Origin of the sequence: Glycomyces luteolus, assembly GCF_027622875.1 — a bacterium.
GTDB classification, from domain to species: Bacteria; Actinomycetota; Actinomycetes; order Mycobacteriales; family Micromonosporaceae; genus Glycomyces; species Glycomyces luteolus.
This window is the reverse complement of sequence record NZ_JAPZVP010000001.1, coordinates 427,684-444,419: the sequence shown is the minus strand read 5'-3', so window position 1 is coordinate 444,419 and position 16,736 is coordinate 427,684. Positions and strand designations below refer to the sequence as shown.

Below are 16,736 nucleotides of genomic sequence, written 5' to 3'. Positions count from 1 at the left end.
GCCCCGGGCGCCCGGCTGCCCCCCGGGGGCCCCCCCCCCCCCCCCCCCCCCCCCCCCCCCCCCCCCGGGCGGCGGCGGGGCGGATGGCCGGGGTGGCCGCTTGCTATGCGAAGTCGCCGAAGAACTGGACCTCGCCGAGGTTGCCGTGCCAGCGGTTCGGGTTGTAGATCTTGAAGTAGCGGTAGTACGTGTCGTCGGAGACGGGCTTCCCCTGCCAGACACCGGCCGCGGTCTTGGTCAGCGGCTCGGTCAGGGTGGTCCAGGACTGGCCGTCATTGGAGCCCTGGACGATGGTGCCGTCGGACCGGGAGGTGCAGCACAGCCGAGGCAGGAAGAACACCTCGTCAAGGCGCACGGACGCACCTTCCCCGAAGTCCACTGTGTAGTACGAGCCCACGCCGGTGTTCAGGTCCCCTGCCGTGTTCTCGTCGCCGTCGAAGAGCAGGTAGCCGATCTCGTCGGCGGGGAGCCCGTTGCCGGGCCACTGCTTGTCGGAGGCGAGCACGGTGGCGAGGTTCGCCACGTCGATCAACTGGTCGCGGTTGCCGCCGACGAACAGCTTGGAGCCGTCGGTGGTCCCGTAGAGGGTGGGACCGGCTTCGCCGTCAACCTTGTAGTCGGCGGCGAACGTGACCGGTCCGGCCTCGACGCCCTCGAGCGGCACCGCCGCGGTCCAGGTGACACCGTCCGCTGAGGCCGCCTCCGCGGTCACGCCCATCACGTTCACCGAGACGGCGTCGACCGGCTGTTTCGTGATGACCGTGGCGGTCACGGTGTCACCGATGGCGACCTTGCCCGCCACCGCGTCCTCTGAGGCGATGGTGGCGGACTTGATCTGGTTCCCGATCTCGTGGCGCTCGCCGTAGATGTGGAACTCGGTCATCTCGAACACGCCCCGGATGATCCCGTAGAGGACGTCCGGGAGCTGTTCGATCATCTGGACCTTGACATACCTGAACTGGTCGTCCCGGAGCTCCGGTGCCACTTCAAGGGTGTTGAAGTCCTGGGTGAACTGCGTGACCCCCGGCGTGAGCCGGGTCCAGTTGACGCCGTCGTTCGAGCCGTACACCGCCGAGTTGGCGAGCCGGTCCGCGAAGATGTTGCTCTGGAACCCGAACTCCCTCGCCGACACCCGGAAGTCAGGGCCGAAGTCGAAGACGTGCGACTTGTTGACGGCCTGCGGGTAGCCGGTGCCGGTCTGGTTGTCGCCGTCCACGAGGAGCGGCGTGCGCTCTGCAGCGGTGGAGGCGTGGAGGACGTCCGAGTAGTCGAGACTGCCGTCCACATCGGTCTTCGGCGAGATCAGGCGGAGCCCGTCGACCGCGGCGACCATGCCCGCCAAGGCGGTCGCGAACGCCGCGTCCGTGCCGTCCTGAAGCGCTGCCTCGGCCGCTGCACGAGCGGCGGTGAAGGCGGCCTCGGTCGCCGATTCGTACCCGTCCTCGGGCTCATACTCCTCTTCGGCTAGCGCCAGTGCTTCCTGGCGATCGGAGGCGGCGTCGAGGACGATCGTGCGCGCGGCGACGCTCGTGCCGTCGTCAGCGGCGACGGTGATCGTGCCCGAGTCATCGCCGGTCCACGTCAGAGTGCCGGTCTCAGGGTCGAGTTCGGCGCCGTCGGGGAGGTCGGAGGCGCTGTAGGCGATGCCGTCGGGGCCGGTGGCGGCGAGGTCGAGCGTGAGGTCGGCGCCGGACCAGCCGACGATCCGGTCGGCCGCGTCCTCGGGGAAGACCGGTCCGTCGAGCTCGGCCCCGGCGTTGGCGTTGATGTGGTCGATGTCGACCGTCGCGCCCTCGGTCTCGATGAACAGGATGTTGTCCATGCCTCTGGTGACCGTGACGTAGCGCCACTCGCCGCCGGTGTCCGGCACGGTCACCGTGGTGTCGCGCCTGACGGTGTCATTGTGGCTGACGCCGCCCAGGTGGATCACGGCCGCGCCTTCGGTGCGGACGAGGAAGCCCTGCTCCGGCTTGGTGTTCGCGCCGCTGAGGTAGGCGATCTTCGATCCGCCTGCCATGCTCACGAATCCGTCGCCTTCCTGGACGTCACCGGCGAGGTGCGTGTACCGCTGCTCGACCTCGAGGATGTTCGGGTCGCCCGGCGGCGGGGCCGATTCGCCGACCGCTTCAGCGGGCGCGAACATCCACGAGTCGCCGCCGCCGTCGCGGCCGTCCCAGCCGATGAAGGCGGGACCGGGCCGGTTGGCGTAGGCCTCGGCGAAGAAGGGGGCCATCTCCTCGACGTCTTCACCGCGCGTGAACGTGTAGTAGTAGTAGATCTCCCAGAAGCTCGCGGTCCCGTACCGGCCTCGGTAGCCGTCGGCGATGTGGTCGTAGGTGTCGCGGATCGTGCCGTCGGGCGAGATCGCGTATCCCACGGGCGTCCACTCGGGGTCGCGGCCGGACATGAACTGCCAGAAGTAGTCGGCGGCCTTGAGGATGCGGTCGTCCAGGAACTCGTAGGGCCCCACGGCGTCCTCGGCGGTCGAGACCGTGCCGTCGACCGGGTCCACCTTCGTGCCCTGCGCCATCATCATGCGCGACAGGGCCGCGAAGTTCGTCAGGTTGCCGCCGCCGTGGGCCTGGTCTCGGCCCATCTCGACGAGCTGCACGTGGGGGTCGTCGATGGCCTCGCCGGTCTTGTCGTTCTTGTCGACCCAGCGGGCCAGCCGGGCGATGGAGCCGTTGAAGCCCTCGTCCTTGGCGGTCTCATTGACGGTGAACCATTCGACCTTCTCCTCGTACAGCGCGGTGTCGTCCATGAAGATCGATCCGGCCATGGAGCCCAGGAGCGGGTAGTTGTGCTGGTTCATGAAGTGGTCCGGGGAGGACATGAACGTCGCGATGGCGGGCCTGATGAGGTTGTCGCTGAAGGCCCGGGCGTCGTCGTCGGTCAAGACGAGGGCCGGGTCCTCGCCGCAGCTGGTGTACCGCAGCAGCTCGGCGGCGGCGGCCATGCGGAAGAGCGGCATGCCGTTGTGGATGTGCGAGTCGGTGTAGTACTCGAACTTGGTGGGGTCCATCTGCTTCCAGTTGCGGATGATGGCCAGGGCGTTCTTGCGGTACACCTCCTTGCCGGTGAGCACGTGCATGACCGCCTGCGTGTAGGACTTCAGGCCGTCCGCCTCGAACATCCCTCTGGTGCCCGCGTTGAACGCGGTCGTGCGCGGCTTGGTCGGGTCGGAGCCGGCGTTGGACGGTTTCACGTTCTCTCCGGCGGCGCTGGACTGCTTCAGCGCCTCGAACCCGGAGGCCCACGGCTCGGCCCCGGCGGCGAGCTGGGTGCGCACGTTCTCCAGGATCGGCTCGGTGAACCCGATGCCGGGGTGGTTGAACCCGGCGTCGCTGGTCGAGGAATGGATCTGCACGTCGCAGGTCCCGGCGTCTTGCCCGGCCGCGGGTTCGGCGGCCGGGACGAGTTGGAAGAGTCCGATGGACAGCAGCATCGCCGCCGTGAACGCGACAGCCCGCCTGGGGAAGGCGGCGCGGTCGCGAAGGGCGGCCGTGGGGGGATGCATTGAGGTACCTACTCCGTTCGAGAGATCGTTTTCTATCGATGGATAACGATATCTCATTGCAGTCCCGGAGACAAGGTTCATGCACGAGACTACAAACCGCCTGCATGAGACCAGATTCGACGATGGCCGCCTCCGGCACAAGGGCATGAAGCCCACTGATCCAGGCCATTGAAAAGCGCGAAGGGAGGAGTGGATAGATATCGTTATCTGGCGTCTTCTGGGCATCCGCGGACAGCGAACCCGGGACCGGCACGGCCGGGCGGCCCTCGAGAAACACCTCCGGGCCGGAGCGAACCGCTCCGGCCCGGAGGCGAATGGATTTGTCAGCTCCACAGCGAGTAGCTGTTGCAGTTGAAGTTGCGGCCTCCGGCCGACGAGGTGATCTCGAAGCCGAACGCGATCTCGTCGATGCGGACCCGCGGCATGCGGCCGTTGGCCACCAGCCACTGGCAGTGCGCGGTGATGTCCACCCAGGAGTCGGTGGTGTGCGAGCGCGCCAAGAAGCTGTGAACGGCGTTCGAACCGTTGCTGCCCTGGTAGTACGCCCAGGCGCGGCTACCGAGGTTGACGTCGGTGACGTAGGAGCCGATCGGGCCGACGGCGCCGTGATACTGCGTCCAGATCATGACCTCGTAGTCGTGGCCGTTGCCCCACACGTCGTAGGTGGTGCAGTAGGCGAGGTTCGAGCCGGTGGGCACGGTGACGTTGTGGTTGCTGGAGACGTTCCCCATGTTCCACACGTCGCGCCCGAGCTGGTAGCTGACGTGCGGGTAGGACTTGACGCCGCCCGTGTTGGGATGGTCGGCCCAGACACCCCAGTTGGAGTAGGAGTTCGCCCAGATGGACTGGGCGCCGGCGCCGCTGCCCCAGACGTGGTTGGCCACCGTGAACGCGCCATCGGTCCACCGCCCCCAATCGTCCTCGGTGTACCAGGCGGCGGCTTGTGCGGGGGACTGGAGGGCGCCGACGGCGCCTGCGGTGGCCAGCGGTGCGGCCAGTGCTGCGGTAAGGAGCGATCTGCGTCTCATGAAGGACACGCCTTTCTCGAGGAACTCGGCTTCAGCTTTGCGAAGTCCACGCATCTAAAACCATCGATACATTAATACAATCACATTACAAAGTCAATGTCCATACCCCTCATATCACACTAAATCGGCCAAGGACGCTTGAGTGGATGTGTGAAGGGTGCGAGGCGATTTGCCCTCAACTCAGGTGCAACGCCCAGCAACTTAATCCTGTCGGTTGACAAACTCGACGGTTGTTGCGTACTGTGCTGCACAGTACTTCAGAGATCTGCATTCCTCGATGCGTCGACCCCCCGACCCTTCGCAGCACAACAAAGCAGACCTGCGCGGTCGCACCGCCGCGCAGGTCGATCCCTAATCTATTGTCCACAAGGGAGTACTTTATGCGACGACGCACATTCACCACTTCGCTCGGCGCGGCAGCGGTCGCGGCCAGCGCCCTGCCCGCCCCGGTCCTCGCCAAACCCGGCCCGCAAGGCGGCGATGCCTACTCCTGGAAGAACGTCGTGGTCAACTGCGGCGGTTTCGTGCCGGGCATCGTCTTCAACGAGACCGAGCCGAACCTGATCTACGCCCGCACCGACGTCGCCGGCGCCTTCCGGTGGCAGGAGGAGACGCGGACCTGGAAGCCGCTGACCGACTGGGTATCCCGCGACAAGTGGGGCTACCAGTACGTGGTCTCGATGGCCTCCGACCCGGTCGAGACCGACCGCGTCTACGCCGCGGTCGGGGCTTACACCATCAGCTGGGACGGCAACAACGGCGCGGTCCTGTACTCCGACGACAGGGGCGAGACCTGGGGCGTCGCCGAGCTGCCGTTCAAGCAGGGCGGCAACATGCCCGGGCGCGGCATGGGCGAACGCCTCGCCGTCAACCCCGCCGACAACGCCGAGCTGTACCTGGGAGCCCCTTCCGGCAACGGCCTCTGGCGCTCGAAAGACTACGGCCGCACCTGGGCGAAGGTCGAATCCTTCCCGAACCCCGGCAACTTCGTCGTCGACCCCGACAACGAGTACCTCTCCGACAACCAGGGCGTCATCTGGATCGACTTCGACCAGATCGGCGGCAAGATCTATGTGGGCGTGGCCGACCCGGCCGACCCGCTGTACGTCTCCGAAGACGGCGGCGCCACCTGGCAGGCCGTCCCCGGAGCCGCCGAGGCGCTCGGCAACGCGGACGGGAACCGCACCATCCCCAAGCAGTCCGCTGTGGACAACACGAACGGCTACCTGTACGTCATCACCAGCTGGGACCCCGGCCCCTACAACGGCGGTCCCGCATCCGGCCGGGGCGGCCGGATCCAGCGCCTGTCGACCCAGACCGGCGAATGGACCGACATCACCCCGCCCTACAACCCGGGCCGCCCCGTCCCCGGCTTCGGCGCGGTCACCGTGGACCGCCAGAACCCCGGCACCCTCATGGCGTCCACGTGCAACAACTGGGGCCCTGACGAGATCCTGTTCCGCTCCACCGACTCCGGCGCGACCTGGTCGCTCAGCTGGGACCTGGTGAGCGAGAACGTGCGCACCGACCGGTTCGTCATGGACAGCACGGACTCGCCGTGGCTGGACTGGCGCGGCACCGACAACGGAGCCTCGTACGCGGTCAAGCACGGCTGGATGATCGAGGGCCTGGCGATCGACCCGCACAACTCCGACCGCATCATGTGGGGCACCGGCGCCACCATCTGGGGCACCGAGAGCCTGACGCAGTGGGACACCCAGGGCGAACTGATCGGCGAGAACGAGGCCGGCGAACGCGTCGCGCTCCCGGTAGACCGGTTCACCGTGGGAGTGCGGGCAGAAGGCATCGAGATGACTTGGGTCCGCGACCTCGCGGCGCTCGGCGGGACGCTCGTCTCGGCCATGGGCGACGTCAACGGGTTCGTCCACACCGACCTCGGCCGGGCCGAGCGGATGTTCCACGGCGGCTGGGGCGGCCAAAGCCTCGACTACGCCGCCTCGGACCCGGATGTCATCGTCGGCAGCGGCGACGTCCACAGCGACACCGCCGGCCACGTCACCGTCTCCACTGACCGCGGCCAGACCTGGCAGGACGCGACGCGACCCGCGGGTGTCCAGAACGGCAGCGGCGGCACCGTCGCGATCACCGCCGACGCCAAGGTGATCGTGTGGTCCCCCAACAACACCGACAAGACCCCGTTCTACAGCACTGACCGCGGTCAAACGTGGCAGTCGGTCCAAGGGCTCCCCGCCGGTGCCCGGGTCCGCTCCGACCGCGTCGACGCCTCGGTCGTATACGCCTACTCGGGCGGCAAGTTCTTCCGCAGTAACGACGCGGGCAAGACCTTCGCCGACACCGGGGCCACCGGCCTGCCCGCCGAAGGCGTCGACGACTTCCGCGTCGCACCCGGCAACAAGGGCCACGTCTGGCTCTGCGGGCGCAGCGACAAGGCCGAGGTCGCGACCGGCCTGTGGCGCTCCAAGGACGGCGGCACCACCTGGACCCGCATCGCCGCGGTCGACCTGGCGATCGGCGTCGGCTTCGGCAAGGCCGCCTCGCGAAGGGGCTACCCGGCGATCTACATCTCGGCCGATGTCGAAGGCCAGGAGGGCATCTTCCGCTCGATCGACTGCGGCACCACCTGGATTCGCATCAATGACGACGCCCACCAGTGGGGCTTCGCCGGGTCCGCCATCACCGGCGACCCGAACATCTACGGCCGCGTCTACCTCACCGCCCGCGGCATCGTTTACGGCGACATCGCCTGAACGAGCAGGCCGCCCCGCCCTGCGGGGCGGCCTGCCCCAGACTCCGATCCCCGCACCCTTCCGGATTCCCCCCTTCCGACAAAGGAGTCTCGAGATGAATCCCACTACCGGGCAAAGGAGACGGTTGCGCCTCGGCGTGATCGCCGCCTCCGCCCTCGCTCTGCTGGCCACCAGCCCCCTCGGGGCGGTCAGTGCCCAAGCGGCCCAAGGCTGCGAGGTCGGCTACCAGGTCACCGGCCAGTGGTCGGGAGGCTTCAACGCCAATGTCGAGGTCACCAACCTCGGCGACCCCATCGACGGCTGGACCCTCGAATGGTCCTGGCCCGACGGCCAGCGCGTCACGAAACTGTGGAGCGCCAAGGACAAGAGCGCGGGCGATGCGGCCAAGGTCGAGTCCTTGGGCTACAACGCGAAGCTCGCGACCGGCGGCTCGACCTCCTTCGGGTTCACCGGCTCCTGGACCGGCGCCAACACCGACCCGACCGGGTTCCGCCTCAACGGCCGCCTCTGCGACGGCACCGTCGGCGAGCCGTCGACCGGCTGGGCCAACGCTGAAGAGCAGGTCGCCGCCATGCAGCCGGGCTGGAACGTCGGCAACACCCTCGACTCGCTCGGCGGCGAGACCAACTGGGGCAACCCGATGATCACCGAGGCGCAGCTCCAGACGGTGAAGGCGGCGGGCTACAACTCGATCCGCCTGCCGGTCACCTGGGACGAGTTCACCGGCGAGAGCCCGGATTACACGATCGCCCCTGAGCGCATGGAGCGCGTCGCGCAAGTCGTCGACTGGGCGCTCGCGAACGACCTCCAGGTCATGCTCAACATCCACCACGACTCGTGGATGTGGATCGACCAGCTGCCGAGCAACCACGACAACGTGATGGCCAAGTTCGAGGCGATGTGGACGCAGATCGCGACGCGGTTCAAGGACTACCCGGCCGGATTGTCGTTCGAGAGCAACAACGAGCCGGCGTTCGAGGGCGTCTCCCTCGAGGAGGGCGACGTGTACAACGCGGAGCTCAACCAGGCGTTCTACGACGTCGTGCGGAACTCGGGCGGGAACAACGGCGACCGGCTCCTGATCCTGCCCTCGCTGCACACCAACGCCGAGCAGGTGCGCCTGGACCCGCTCAAGACCATGATCGAGGGCCTTGAGGACCCGATGGTCGCCGCGACGATCCACTACTACGGCTTCTGGCCGTTCACCGTGAACATCGCCGGTTTCACCACTTACAACGAACAGGTCCAACAGGACCTCGCCGGCTATTTCCAGCGGGCGCACGACACGCTGGTGGCGAACGGCATCCCGGTGATCGTGGGCGAGTGGGCGGTGTTCAACTACTCCCATTGGTCGCCCGAGCGGATCGAGCAGGGCGAGATGCTGAAGTTCTTCGAGGACCTGCAGTTCCAGGCCCGCGAGAACGAACTGACGACGATGCTGTGGGACGCGGGCCAGTTCCTCAACCGCGAGACCCTCGAATGGCGCGACCCGTACATCGCCGAGCGTCTCCAGACGGAAGTGACCTCGCGTTCGGGTACGACCTCGTTCGACCGGATCTACCTGGAGCAGTCCGGGACCATCACCGACGAGTCGCTCACGTTGAACCGCAACGGCCTTGATTTCGAAGGCCTGTGGGAGGGAAATGTGAAACTCTCCGAGGGCACCGACTACACGGTCTCGGGCGACACGCTCACCCTGACCGCCGCGGCCCTCACCCGCCTCGCCGGCGACCGCGCCTACGGCGTCAACGCCATTGTCGAGGCCCGCTTCTCGGCCGGATCGCCGTGGCGGATCTACATCAAATCCAATGACCAGCCCGTGCTCTCGGACGCGACCGGAACGACGACCTCGTTCGACATCCCGACCGAGTTCAACGGCGACAACCTCGCCACCATGGAGGCCAGGTACGCCGACGGCACCAACGCCGGGCCCGCGACCTGGACCCCGTTCCAGGAGTTCGGCCACAGCTTCATCTACGACTACGAAGCAGGCACGATCATCCTCAACACCGCGTTCCTCGACACCCTCAGAGAGGGCGAGCCCGCCACCCTGACCTTCCACTGGTGGGGCAGCGACACCGTCGCCTACACGGTCACCAAGACCGGCACGACAGTGACCGGCACGGCTACCTAACCCCCCTGAACGCGGGTCCGGCGCAAGGGACGGCGCCGGGCCCGCGTCCCCTGATCACAAGGAAGGAACCTTTCGATGACTGCAGTCCACCAATGGCGCCGCAGTGCCGCCGCGGTCTTCGCGGTCGCGCTCACGCTGGCGTCCGCGCTGGCGGTCTTCATGGCCCCCAAAGCAGCCCATGCCGCACAGCTCACCCAGATCACCGAGTTCGGGGACAACCCCGGCAACCTCGAAATGTACGTGTACGTGCCCGACAACATCGGACCGAACCCGGCGATCCTCGTCTCCAACCACTGGTGCACCGGCTCCGCGACCAACCTCTACGACTGGATGCAGTTCGACGAGATGGCCGACCAGTACGGCTACATCGTGGTCTACCCGTCGGTCACCCGCGCCAGCAAATGCTTCGACGTCGCCTCGCAGGCCTCCCTCTCGGGGACCGGCGGCGACTCGGTCAGCATCAAGTCGATGGTGGACTACGCCATCGACGAACTCGGCGGCGACCCCGACCGGGTCTTCGCCACCGGCATCTCCTCGGGCGCGATGATGACCAACGTCCTCCTCGGGGTCTACCCCGAGGTGTTCAAGGCCGGGTCGGTCTACGCGGGTGTGCCGTTCACCTGCTTCGCGACGACGGACGGTTCGGAGTGGAACAGCACCTGCGCGACCGGGATGATCGACCGCACACCGCAGGAATGGGGCGACGCGGTCCGCAGCGCCAACCCCGGTTACGACGGGCCGTGGCCACGCATGCAGATCTTCCACGGCACCGAGGACCAGGCGCTCTACTACCCGAACTTCCAAGAACAGATCGACCAGTGGACCAACGTCCACGGCACCGACCAGGTCGCGGAGTTCACCGACCACCCGGAGCCGAACGCGACCCGCACCCGCTACGGCACCATCGGCGGCCAAGCCCTGGTCGAGGCGGTCAGCTATGAAGGCGTCGACCACAGCGTGCCGCACCGGCTCCTCGAGACGCTCCGTTTCTTCGGGCTCGTCTCGGCCGAACCGATCGTCGGCGAGATCGCGGGCGCGGCCTCGAAGCGCTGCGTGCACCTCCCCGGCACGGGGACGGTGAACGGGACGCAAGCGGTGCTGTGGAAGTGCAACGGGGGCGCCAACCAGACGTTCACCCAGACCGCCTCCGGCGAGCTGCAAGTGAACGGCAAGTGCCTCGAAGCGAAGGACTCGGGAACGGCAAACGGCACCAAGGCCGTGATCGACGACTGCTCGCGCGGTACGAGCCAGCTCTGGAACGTCAACGCCGACGGCACCATCACCAACGTCCACAACGGCCTCTGCTTGGACGCATTCGGTGGCGGTACCAACAACGGCACCGAGATCATCCTGTGGATCTGCACCGGCGGATCGAACCAGCAATGGACCCTCCGCTAGCCGATCCCCGAGACGAGCCCGCTTGACTCTCGCACGAGGCTGGCGACCCTGAGGCATCCGAATCCGCGCCGCCTCAGAGGGTCTGCCAGCCTCGGTGGGTCGCCCAGCGTCAGTGATGAACTCGCGGACGGCGTGCTCACCTAGTGGCCGAGAGAAGCCGAACACCCCGGTCGGCGGAGCAAGGTGTCTTCAAAGATCAGCGCCGCAGCGAGACTGGCCCGGGCAGGGGATGGTGGCGAGGGTCCAATATGGTGGAATCGTGGTTGCACCCCTCAGAGCCCGAACGCTCCTGGCCGCTCAGGTGCTCTTCGTCCTCGTGCTCAGCATCGTCTGGATGTGCACGTTGGGCGAGTTGGTGATGTCGGAAGCGGCGCTGTGCATAGCCCCGGACGCGCCGGCGGGCTGTGCGGAGTCGAACCCCGCATTGACGGCCCGGAACGCATTGTGGCTGGTCCCGGTCCTCGTGGGTGGACCGCTGATCGCAGCCGCCGCTTGGCTGGCGCTGACACCGCGCGGCCAGCGGAATGCACCGGCCTGCGTCCTGTTCTCCTTCATCTGGCTCTGCGCGGCTCCGGCCCTGTTCCTCGACGCCCACTCTTGCACCGCGGCAGTCGACCGGTACTGCGGGAGCCACGCTCCGATCGCCAACGTCCTCAAGGAGGTCGCTGCGTCGGTCGGCCTCGTGGGGGGACCGGTGGTCCTCGCTGCGATCGCCTACCGCTCCGGCAGGCGCAACCTTGGGCGCGTCTTCGCCGTCGCGGCATTCGCCGCGATGGTGCTCGTCCTGGTCAAGACCGCCGCCGCCATCATCCTCTAAACCGCCGCCTGGAGCAAGCTCGCCGAACCGGCTTGTTCCCCGCCGCGCTCGACGGTTCTCTGAAGGCTGTCCCGTTCTTAGAGAGCATTTGGGGCCCGGTTCGGTGAATCGATCCTGTCTCACGCGAGACATACACCGAAACTGGTCGCCGCCGCCAGACACGGCCGGCTAATCCCCGCCCGTCGAGAGCTGGTCACCGAGGACGCGGGCCGTGACGTCCCTGAGCCACATGTGGGCGGGGTCGCTGTCATGGCGCCGGTGCCACAACAGGTGGAGGGGGATCGAGGGCAGCTCGAGCGGGAGTGCCAGTGCGGCCAGGCCGAAGTGCTCGCGGGCGGCACGGGTGGTCCTGTCGGGCATGGCGACCACGAGGTCGGTGTCTCGGGTGAGTTGGAGGGCGATGGCGATGTTCGGTGCCGAGGCGACGACCCGTCGCCGGTGCCCGAGCGAGCTCAGGGCGTCGTCGATCGGGTCGTACAGGCGTCCGCGCCGTGAGACGGTGAGGTGTTCGACCGCCGCGTAGCGTTCGATCGTGACGGGTTCGCTCATGAGGGGATGACCGGGTCGTACGGCGAGGATGAGCGGGTCGCAGCCGATGAGCCGGTGGCGGGTGTCCGGCAGCGACGGCGGGCCGGCATTGGTGGCGAGGTCGACCTCTCCTCGGCGCAGTTCGGGGGAGTCGCTGCCGAGTTCGGCGGTGAGGCGCAGCCGCACTCCCGGGGCCCCGCCGCGTACCGCGGCTACCAGTGCGGCCCCGCAAGTGGTGGCGAGCGCGTCGTGCAAGCGGACGGTGAAGACCCGGTCCAGCGTCGCGAGGTCGAGCGTCGTCTGCGCGGAGAGGAGCTGATGGGCCTGCTGCACCAGGGCGTGGACCTCGGTGCGCATGGCGACGGCACGGGTCGTGGGCGTCATGTGGCGGCCGGCGCGGACCAGGATCTGATCGCCGGTGGCCCTGCGAATGCGGCCTAGTGAGCGGCTCATCGCCGGGGCGGTGACGTGGAGGCGAGCGGCGGCCCCGGCGACGCTTCCTTCTTCGAGCAGTGCGTCCAGAGCCGTGAGCAGATTCAAATCCAGTTGCATGGCGGTAATTGTATGAGTAACGAACATGCACTTGCCGGTAGCATCCAGCGCTTGTAGGTTTCTGAGCGAAAGACGGAGAAACCTCTCGAATCGGCTCGCCTTCAACGAGATCCGGGGACAAGCCGTGGACATTGCCGTGCAGTCTGCCCCTCAACACTCCACTGTCGACGGTTGGTATCGCCGCTTCGCGCTGACTTCGCCCCCTACTAACGGAATCGAACTCACATGACGACCACCGTGCCGACGCACAACCTCGAAGGCGCCGGCCTGGCGCCGATGCACGACCGCGCCGACCGGCACCGGCACGCGTCGGCCGCACCTGCATGAACCGTCGCTCACGTGCAGGATGGGCGGACCTTGCAAAGGGCATCTGCATCATCCTCGTCATCCTCTGGCACGTCATCACCAAACACGCCCACTTCGTCGACTGGGGACCGGCGCAAGGACTCGCCTCCCTTTGGGCGGTGTCCAGTGCGCAGCTGCTGCCGCTGCGGATGCCGCTCTTCTTCCTGATCTCCGGTGTCTTCGCCGCCGGGGCCGTGTTCTCCGCCGACTGGAGCCGGACCCGCCGCCGCATGGCGCTGCTGTTCAGCCTGTACGCCCTGTGGTTGACGATCCAGACCTTCGCGCTGTGGGCGATCGCCCCGGACTTCGACACGGCCCGAGCCCACAACGTGCTCGAATACCTCGCCGAGCTGACGATCAGCCCCACCAACCTCTGGTACCTGCTCGCCCTCGGCTGGTACCTGGCCATCGCCCGTGCCACCAGGAACGCCCCCGCACCGCTCGTCCTCGGCGCGGCCTTCGCCGCGGCGGCGGTCGCCGGTACCGGCATCCTGCCGGACGGCCTGGGGAATCTGTGGCAGGTCATCCAGAACCTCGTGTTCTTCCTTGTAGGCGTACGTCTACGAGACCTCGTCACCCGCGTGGCGGGCTCGGTCGGCGTATGGAAAGCCCTGGCGGCGGGTGCGGCCTTCGCCGTCGGCCTCGGCGCAGTGGGGTACCTGGACGCACGTGCCTGGTTCGGCGTCTGGACACTGCTGTGCCTGGCGGCCGTGTACGCCGGCCTGTCCTGGTGCGTCCTGTTCGACCGGTGGCTCCCACGAGCTTCATCGCCACTGCTCAGGATCGGGAGAAACACGCTCCCGATCTACGTCCTCCACATGCTGCCCCTGGCAGCGATCGACCGAGTCGTGCGCGGCACCGGAATCGAGGACGCGCTGGCGAACCACCCGACGGCGCTCGGCTATCCGGTCGTATTGACCGCGTTGGTAATCGCGATCTGCACGTTGCTGCACCCGCTTCTGGACCGAATCGGCCGTGGATTCCTGTTCAACCCGCTCGTCGTGCTCCCCGCCAAAGCCGAACCGGCCGCTCCCAAGTCGATCGATGCGACACTGCAACTGCCACGGCAGTTCGGCAATCCGCCCGCGCCCTCTCCTCTGAGGAGCTACGGGCAGCCGATGAGCGACGCGACCGTGCTCCTGACTCGACGCCCCCGCGGCCTCGTCAAGCAAACGCCCGAAACGGTGCGGCCGCCGGTCGACGACCGCACCCTGCTCCTACCCCGTCAGCCGCGGACACCGCCGCGAGACGACCCTCCCCCAGCGGTCGGAAACGAGTGAGGTGCAAGTCTCCGACCTCGGTCGGAGGCCAACTGACGATAGCCTGTCCGAGTGCCGGCATCTACTACGTCTTCGGCCGGGCGGCTGCGCTCGGACCTGAACCAAACGGTCTCTTAGCGCCGAGGGTCGCCGATCGCTGCGGTTCAGTTCAGCAGCGCAACTTGACTACACCCGAACCACCAGGAACACCACCGCGACCGGCAACCCTCAGCTCCAAGAAGGGACCGCCTTGGGGTCAGCGGAGCTGTTCCGTCCGATTGCGCAACCGCCAGACTGCGGCGAGGAGGACGAGCAGGGCTCCCAGCAGTGTCGCCGCGAGGCCGATCGCCGAGACCATGCCGGTCCCTTACCCTTGTGCGACAGGAAGACTAGGAAATCGGTACAGCACGAGGCTTCCGTTGGCCGGGCGCATCTGATGCGCGTCTTCCGGCGCAACGCGCTCGACTAGCGCACGGATCGCACGAAATGTAGTGCCATGGGTGAAGGCCACAACGTTGACCGACGCCGCAACGGCTTCCTGCGCTTCGGTAAGCCATGGCCGCACCCGCGCCATGACATCGGAGAGCGACTCACCGCGGGGAATCGACATTCCTAGCTCAGGGTGGCGTGACCGATGCACTGCCTGGCGCGGGTCGTCGACATCAATGAGCGGAGGACGCTCATCGCCCCAACGCCACTGGTCCACTCTGTCCACACCGTGAGTCGCGGCCAGATCTGCACGCAGCGCACCTTCCAGATCGCCGACATGACGTTCGTTGATGCGCCAGTCAACGATGTGCGTAGTGGGACGGTGGCTCAGCTCAGCCAAAGCTACGGTCGCTGTCTCCACCGACCGGCGCAGAGTAGACACGTAGACGGTGTCCCACTGCACACCGGCTTTGGCCAGAGCCATCCCGGCCGCCTGGCCGTCGAGGCGCCCCTCCTCGGTGAGTCCCTCATCGGCCCAACCGGTGAAGACGCCGGTGCGGTTCCACTCAGTTTGACCGTGCCGCACGATAGCCAGGTACGTCACCTGCTCACCTCTTCAAGGATGCGAACGACGGCGCCGCGACACCGCATGTCGGAGATCAGCAGGTTGACCACCTTCATCGTTGTGCAACTCCTTCGATCGTGGAGGCTTGCTGCGCACCGGTGACCGGCGCGATAGTACCCGTCAAGGCGATGATGCCGCCGCCGTCTTCGACGGCAACGGCATCCTCGACCTGCCGACGTCGCAGCGGCTCTAGTGCGCTCCTGCTGCGCGCCGACCCTGATCAGCTGCTGCTGATGGGAAGTGCGTGAGGGCCTGCGGCGAGCCCGCGACTTCGTGAAGCACTCCCCCGGTCTCAGTGCTCGCCGCAGATCGTGCAGGTCGGCGGCGCTGGTGGGAGGCCATCGCCGAGCCGCTGAGCGAACGCGAGCGCGAAGTGGCCCGCCTGGTCGCCCGTGGCCTCACCAACGCGGAGATCGCCGCCGAACTCTTCAACAGGACCGGCACCGTCAAGAACCACTTGGCGAACGTGCAGCGCCGCCTGGGCGTCCGCAACCGCGTCGAAATCGCCGCTTGGGCCTGGTCGACCGGCGAGGTGAGCGCCTGAGCCGTCATCAGCCCCCATCGCATAGTGCTCCGGAGGAAGGTGATCGGGCTTCCTCCGGAGTCGCGAGTCAGCGCTGGGTGAGCGAGATGCGGTTGCCGCTGGGATCGGCGACCACGGATCGGCGGGGCGCGTAGTCGGTCTCGAAGGGCGGTTGGACGAGTGCGGCTCCCGCGGCGAGCGCGGCCGCGTGAGCGGCGTCGAGGTCGTCGACGTAGAGTCCGAACATCGCGGGACCGAACTGGCCGCCCGCTCCCGCCGACTCATCGAGCGTCAGCAGGAAGAACGAGTCGGTCTCCCACGCCCCGAACTGGAACGAGGCGATGCTCTGGTCGTATTCGAGGCCGAACGCCTCGGTGTAGAACTTGACGGTCGCTTCGAGGTTCCGAGCCGGAACGGTCACTTGTACCACCCGGTCCTCCTTCATCATCTCCATGTTGGTCCCTTCTTCGTAGTGCCGGCCGATGGTCTCGGCCAGGCGTGCGATGGCATGAGCCCGCTCCAGGAGCCGCTCGCGGTGTGCGTGCAGCACCGCGACGGCATCCGGTCCGCTCTGGTCGGCCAGCAGGGTCCGGATCTGGTCGATGGGCAGGTCAACTGATCGCAGGTGCCGGATCAGCGTCGCCTGTGCCGCTTGGTCGAGCCGGTAGCGCCGGTAGCCGGTGCCGGGATCGACCCGGGCCGGTCGCAGCAGATCGACCTCGTCGTAGTGGCGCAGCGCCGGTATCGACAGGCCCGTCTTGACGGAGAACTCGCCGATGCTGAGCAGTTCGCGATGACTCATGCCGACAAAGCTATGGGCTCCGGTTACCTGAGAGTCAAGCCTCGGCCGGA

At 67.3% G+C, this 16,736-nt stretch carries 10 protein-coding genes and 1 pseudogene; 6 read left to right on the top strand and 5 right to left on the bottom strand.

The annotated features are described in order from the left end of the window. Positions 1-103: 103 nt before the first annotated feature. Positions 104-3,517: a discoidin domain-containing protein gene (locus O1R50_RS02030; protein ID WP_270108180.1), complete on the bottom strand. Its 3,414-nt coding sequence runs from the start codon at positions 3,515-3,517 to the stop codon at positions 104-106. Positions 3,518-3,840: 323 nt separating this feature from the next. Beyond that, entirely contained in the window at positions 3,841-4,545 is a 705-nt protein-coding gene (locus O1R50_RS02025) for a GH12 family glycosyl hydrolase domain-containing protein (protein ID WP_270108179.1), read from the bottom strand. Positions 4,546-4,925: 380 nt separating this feature from the next. On the opposite strand from O1R50_RS02025, the gene O1R50_RS02020 reads away from it, so the two are divergent. The 4 genes from O1R50_RS02020 to O1R50_RS02005 all read left to right on the top strand — a co-directional run bounded on the left by O1R50_RS02020 (position 4,926) and on the right by O1R50_RS02005 (position 11,623). Next, positions 4,926-7,274, top strand: a complete 2,349-nt coding sequence (locus tag O1R50_RS02020; RefSeq protein ID WP_270108178.1) for a sialidase family protein — start codon at positions 4,926-4,928, stop codon at positions 7,272-7,274. A gap of 94 nt (positions 7,275-7,368) precedes the next feature. Then, positions 7,369-9,408, top strand: coding sequence for a cellulase family glycosylhydrolase (locus O1R50_RS02015; RefSeq protein ID WP_270108177.1), 2,040 nt, complete (start codon positions 7,369-7,371; stop codon positions 9,406-9,408). Between the two features lie 75 nt (positions 9,409-9,483). Beyond that, a complete protein-coding gene (locus O1R50_RS02010) occupies positions 9,484-10,806 on the top strand; it encodes an extracellular catalytic domain type 1 short-chain-length polyhydroxyalkanoate depolymerase (RefSeq protein WP_270108176.1) in 1,323 nt (440 codons plus the stop codon). 259 nt (positions 10,807-11,065) lie between these two features. Beyond that, positions 11,066-11,623 (top strand): hypothetical protein, encoded by a 558-nt coding sequence (locus O1R50_RS02005; RefSeq protein WP_270108175.1) that lies wholly within the window; start codon positions 11,066-11,068, stop codon positions 11,621-11,623. Positions 11,624-11,791: 168 nt separating this feature from the next. Here the strand turns inward: O1R50_RS02005 and O1R50_RS02000 are convergent, their stop codons facing one another. After that, positions 11,792-12,703 carry a LysR family transcriptional regulator gene (locus O1R50_RS02000; RefSeq protein WP_270108173.1) on the bottom strand — a complete coding sequence of 304 codons (912 nt, stop codon included), beginning with the start codon at positions 12,701-12,703 and terminating at the stop codon, positions 11,792-11,794. Positions 12,704-13,026: 323 nt separating this feature from the next. Here O1R50_RS02000 and O1R50_RS01995 point away from each other — a divergent pair, with 323 nt between their 5' ends. Beyond that, positions 13,027-14,328 (top strand): acyltransferase family protein, encoded by a 1,302-nt coding sequence (locus tag O1R50_RS01995; protein WP_270108171.1) that lies wholly within the window; start codon positions 13,027-13,029, stop codon positions 14,326-14,328. A 346-nt stretch (positions 14,329-14,674) separates the two neighbouring features. On the opposite strand, the gene O1R50_RS01990 is transcribed toward O1R50_RS01995, so the two are convergent. Next, positions 14,675-15,340: a 2,3-bisphosphoglycerate-dependent phosphoglycerate mutase gene (locus tag O1R50_RS01990; RefSeq protein WP_270108169.1), complete on the bottom strand. Its 666-nt coding sequence runs from the start codon at positions 15,338-15,340 to the stop codon at positions 14,675-14,677. 364 nt (positions 15,341-15,704) lie between these two features. On the opposite strand from O1R50_RS01990, the pseudogene O1R50_RS01985 reads away from it, so the two are divergent. After that, positions 15,705-15,905, top strand: a pseudogene (locus tag O1R50_RS01985) (response regulator transcription factor); the annotation flags it as partial. A 67-nt stretch (positions 15,906-15,972) separates the two neighbouring features. Here O1R50_RS01985 and O1R50_RS01980 read toward each other — a convergent pair. Continuing rightward, positions 15,973-16,686, bottom strand: coding sequence for a MerR family transcriptional regulator (locus O1R50_RS01980; RefSeq protein WP_270108167.1), 714 nt, complete (start codon positions 16,684-16,686; stop codon positions 15,973-15,975). Positions 16,687-16,736: the final 50 nt, after the last annotated feature.

Coding starts and splice junctions, on each gene's coding strand:
- O1R50_RS02030 (WP_270108180.1), bottom strand. CDS start 3,517: ATGCATCCCCCCACGGCCGCCCTTCGCGACCGCGCCGCCTTCCCCAGG.
- O1R50_RS02025 (WP_270108179.1), bottom strand. CDS start 4,545: ATGAGACGCAGATCGCTCCTTACCGCAGCACTGGCCGCACCGCTGGCC.
- O1R50_RS02020 (WP_270108178.1), top strand. CDS start 4,926: ATGCGACGACGCACATTCACCACTTCGCTCGGCGCGGCAGCGGTCGCG.
- O1R50_RS02015 (WP_270108177.1), top strand. CDS start 7,369: ATGAATCCCACTACCGGGCAAAGGAGACGGTTGCGCCTCGGCGTGATC.
- O1R50_RS02010 (WP_270108176.1), top strand. CDS start 9,484: ATGACTGCAGTCCACCAATGGCGCCGCAGTGCCGCCGCGGTCTTCGCG.
- O1R50_RS02000 (WP_270108173.1), bottom strand. CDS start 12,703: ATGCAACTGGATTTGAATCTGCTCACGGCTCTGGACGCACTGCTCGAA.
- O1R50_RS01995 (WP_270108171.1), top strand. CDS start 13,027: ATGAACCGTCGCTCACGTGCAGGATGGGCGGACCTTGCAAAGGGCATC.
- O1R50_RS01980 (WP_270108167.1), bottom strand. CDS start 16,686: ATGAGTCATCGCGAACTGCTCAGCATCGGCGAGTTCTCCGTCAAGACG.